General features: G+C 42.1%; 4 protein-coding genes. 2 read left to right on the top strand and 2 right to left on the bottom strand.

Annotation, left to right across the window (positions count from 1 at the left end):
• Together NTD86_RS07030 and NTD86_RS07025 are read left to right on the top strand one after the other, a co-directional pair.
• Positions 1–396: hypothetical protein (locus tag NTD86_RS07030; protein WP_262201440.1), on the top strand; the 396-nt coding region annotated here is incomplete at its 5' end.
• Positions 397–513: 117 nt separating this feature from the next.
• Positions 514–2,568 (top strand): acyltransferase family protein, encoded by a 2,055-nt coding sequence (locus NTD86_RS07025; RefSeq protein WP_262201439.1) that lies wholly within the window; start codon positions 514–516, stop codon positions 2,566–2,568.
• 548 nt (positions 2,569–3,116) lie between these two features.
• Here the strand turns inward: NTD86_RS07025 and NTD86_RS07020 are convergent.
• Both NTD86_RS07020 and NTD86_RS24335 read right to left on the bottom strand, forming a co-directional pair.
• The gene (locus tag NTD86_RS07020) at positions 3,117–3,734 is read right to left on the bottom strand and encodes an acyltransferase family protein (RefSeq protein ID WP_262201442.1); all 618 of its coding nucleotides are present in this window, start codon (positions 3,732–3,734) and stop codon (positions 3,117–3,119) included.
• The gene (locus tag NTD86_RS24335; protein WP_410016957.1) at positions 3,659–4,099 is read right to left on the bottom strand and encodes an acyltransferase family protein; all 441 of its coding nucleotides are present in this window, start codon (positions 4,097–4,099) and stop codon (positions 3,659–3,661) included. The genes NTD86_RS07020 and NTD86_RS24335 overlap by 76 nt, the downstream gene beginning before the upstream one ends.
• Between the last annotated feature and the right edge of the window lie 118 nt (positions 4,100–4,217).

Genomic DNA, 4,217 nt, shown 5'->3' with positions numbered 1-4,217 from the left:
GCAAGCCAAGCAGTCCTGGGTAATGAGACCGCCACGCTTAGGTTTTCTGATCAAAAAACAACGAAAGGTTTCGCACGATATAGTGGCTTTTACGACCAGAATGCGGGCGTATTCGCCACGCCAGCGCTCGCGACGTCGCTCAGTATTCGTTCCTACGCTGTTTTTGTGACAGGCCCTAGCGTGACTGGGCGGGTCAGTATCCTGCGGAACGGCATCATTGTTGCTACAAAGTACCTTCTCACTTCAGACGCTACGATCGATTTATCCTATGAGTCGTCAGATGTTCCAGCGGGTACTCTGTTTTTGGTACAGATCGTCAATTCAGTAGGCGGCTCAACAATCAGTTTTGGCGATAATGACGGAGATTATCTGGCTATCAGCATGGCTACGAAATAAGAGCTTTACGACCGTATGGCGGGCGTAAATACGCCTTTTTTGCCTCTCTTTAGGGTGCGTGGTAGCATCCCACGCCAAAGGAATGCCTCGCATAATAAAGTACGCAGAGAGACTGATGTGAAATTAGAAGACCCCAAGGTTTTTGCTGAGAATGCAGAGCTGTGCGATAGCGCTTCGAAGTCTGTGCATATAGGTTATAGGCCGGATATCGATGGACTTCGTGCTATTGCAGTTATTTCAGTAGTACTATTTCACGCCTTCCCTCAGTTTCTGAAGGGTGGGTTTGTTGGAGTTGATGTTTTTTTTGTATTGTCCGGTTTTCTAATATCTTCAATAATTTTGAAAAACTTAGATAGGGGGACGTTTGGCTTTGTCGAATTCTATAGTCGACGTATTGCTAGGATTTTTCCAGCGCTTCTAGTTGTATTGGCTTTTTGCTTGGTCGTAGGATGGTTTGTTCTTCTTCCCGGTGAGTATCGGCAACTCGGGAAGCATGTGTTCGCTGGCTCTGGTTTTATGTCTAACATAGCTTTACTTCGGGAATCTGGCTATTTTGATAATGCTGGTGACACTAAGCCTTTATTACATTTATGGAGTTTGGGTGTTGAAGAGCAATTTTATATTGTATGGCCTCTTTTAGTTTACATGTCCTATAAGCTAGGTTTAGATGCCTTCAAGCTAATTTTGACTGTTGGATTGATCTCTTTTGCAGCTTGTATTTATGGTTCCTATTATCAGCCATCTATAACTTTTTATTCCCCTCATGCGAGAGTATGGGAACTGTTGGTAGGTGCTGCTTACGCATGGTTTGCTATCAATTATAGTAAGTCAGATTTTGGGCGTAAGCTTCATGGTTGTATGTCTAGGCCTTTAATTGCTAATGCATTGTCTGTAGTTGGTATGTCAATGCTCATTGCTGCTATCTGCTTAGTTGATAGTACAGATGTATTCCCAGGCTGGTGGGCTCTCTTGCCAGTGTATGGTACTTTATTTGTAATTATTTCAGGGCCAAATGCCTTTATTAATCGGTTTGTACTTTCTAGCAAGCTATTTGTATGGTTTGGATTGATAAGTTTTCCGTTATACCTTTGGCATTGGCCTTTACTATCATTCGCTAATATTATGCAGGGGGGGACGCCTCCGAAAGAGATATTAGTGGCTTGCGTGTTTTTGGCCGTGATTCTTGCTTGGCTGACGTATCAATTTGTGGAGCGAAAGTTAAAAGAAATACAAAACACGCAGAAGAAAATACTCTCTCTTCTATTGATTATGGCGTGCATAGGGTCTTTGGGTTATTACACTTATCATCGGGCAGGGTTCGACTTCCGAATGGATGGGTATGCGGCTGTTATTGATGCTATTGAAAATCCCTTCAGGCCGATCCAACAATTTCAATGTTCTAGCGTTTATCCAGAACTTGCCAGCGCTAATCTTGCAGGAGGATGTTATCTGTCTGAAGTGAAGGAGCCTAAAGTTCTTTTCTTTGGTGACTCTCATACTAATCATTATAAGGCATCTGTATGGAAGTACTTTGAAGGTACTCCGACTATGATTGCCGTAGAGTTTTCATGCTTCCCTTTTACAAGTGAAATTTTTATGAAGGAGGAGTGTAAAGCTAAGTATGATAATTTCGTGTCGTTTATTGAAAAGAATAAGTCCATCAAACAAGTCTACATTTCTGGCTATTGGGAATATCTAATAACAGGAGGGTTTGGTCAGACAGGGGCGGGATGGAGATTGTCACAGCCTATTAACGAAAAAGATTGGTCTAGTTTTGAAAAAAATGCTCGAAATTTTATAGAGAGAGTAACTGCTTCAGGTAAGGAATTGATTTTTATGAAAAATATTCCAAGCTTGGATTTTGAAATAAAAACGTGCTACGACATACGGCCTTTACGATTGATACCTTCAGAATCTGTTAGGCAGGATTGCTCAGTAAGTTATGCGCAATATATGGAGGTTGAGAAGGCTTATGATGATGCTTTTAATGCTCTTCTAGCTGATTACCCTCAAGTTAAGATCTATGATCCTATTCCCGTTCTTTGCGAAGATGACCGGTGCTTAGCCTCTGATAATTATTTGCCTTATTATCTTAATGGAGATCACCTTAATTGGTATGGGGCTGATAAGGTAATTAAAGATTTAACTTTGAAAATTAGAAAGTTAAATTAAAATTAGTGCATTCACAATGGTCCGCCTCTTGAGGGGCCATTGTATTTGATTTTATAGATTTTTGGTTTGTTTTTTATGTAAGGTAGTGTGCTCGAATTTTGGTCGTAATGGAAGGTTTCAAAGCGGGATGTTACTCATCCCGCCAGTTTATTCCGCTAATCGCTAAACAGACGTAAACTCAGCAACCTAAGCAGCATCGGAATAACATTTATGGGGATTCCGTCTTCATGGGTAAGCACTATCGTTCGTTCCATCGTTCCATCGTTCCATCGTTTAATTTTTAATGCCCTGGTGTCACAAATGTACTTCGCTGGTGTCCCTGCTACAACAGTATCTAGTGCTACAGTTTTACTTGCGGAGCTATGCGTCCCACCTACTAGAGTGTGCTTGTTTCGTTTGGATTCTCTGGGATAGCTCGTCTTTCAAGTATGGCTGCCAAGTAGCAGGTAAAAGCCACCACAACTAAACGGTATTAATACTTAAGCCATTTTTCGAAAAAACCTATTCATTGGCTTTTCGATATTTAGATGGACTAATATTGCGAGCGCTTAGGCTATTGAGAAGTAAACAATAACAGAGCCGAGAATACCTAGCTCGTCGTACAGGCCCAGTACATCATAGAAGTGCGCTACCCATGGCAACAGTAGCCAATGCACGAGATATAAGCTGAACGAGGCATCTCCGAGCAGTTCGAAGAATTTGTTTGTTTTGATAATTCCTTCGAGACTTAGTGCTGACCACACAATGACAAAGGCTATAGCACCCCAAACAATCGGCCTGTAAAACTGGCCAGCAAAATTGGGAAACCAATCTTGAGTTTCAATCAGCAGCAAAAGAGGAATAGCCGCTAACCCGAAAGTAACCGCTACCCACTTAGGGAGGAAAATATTGTCCGAGTTAAGCCGATACAGAGTCATGCCTAATAGAAACTCAATCATCATTGGCGAGCCGATTAACTGCACCATCGTAATATACTGACTCATTGAGGAGAATTTTGATGACAGAAATAAGACTGCCACTAAAACAATTGCAGCATAACAAACAATGAAGGTATTCATCTTTCTGGCTGAGAAGGCCATAAGCATTGCAATTATTGAGTAAAACATGAACTCGTATTGCAATGTCCAGCCGACTGCAAGAGCGGGGCTTTCCGGGAGCGTGTGAATGATATAGAACGAAGTACCATGTTGATGTCGTAACGCGATGGGTGATACGCAAACTCCAAGTCAGGGTTTGGCTCGAAAAGTCCGCTTGAAACCAGCCAGATACAAGCCACTGCGACCAGTGTCATTAAAAAATACAGAGGCCAGATGCGGAAAAAACGACGGAGGAAAAAGTTTTTTGCACTAATGGGGATAATATACTCTCGTGAATATTTGCCACCGAACAATAGAAACGGAATGATAAAGCCACAGATGATGAAGAAAATATCTACGCCAAACCCACCAATATGGGTTAGTGATGCTGGTACGTTGAAGTAAGCCAAGGGGGCATGCGCTATGACCACCAAAAATGCAGCCGCGAAACGCAGAAACTAAATATTTGAAAGCAGATTTTCTTTCTTAGTAGGGGCTTTTTCAATCCGTTGAGCGTCGCAAACACTGGCGGTCTCGTAAGAGCCAGAAGCGACTAAGGTATCCTGCATGAGC

The organism is Pseudomonas sp. 7P_10.2_Bac1, assembly GCF_025465935.1.
Taxonomy (GTDB): Bacteria; Pseudomonadota; Gammaproteobacteria; order Pseudomonadales; family Pseudomonadaceae; genus Aquipseudomonas.
Note: the sequence above shows the minus strand (reverse complement) of the source record. Positions and strands in the feature narration are given on the sequence as shown.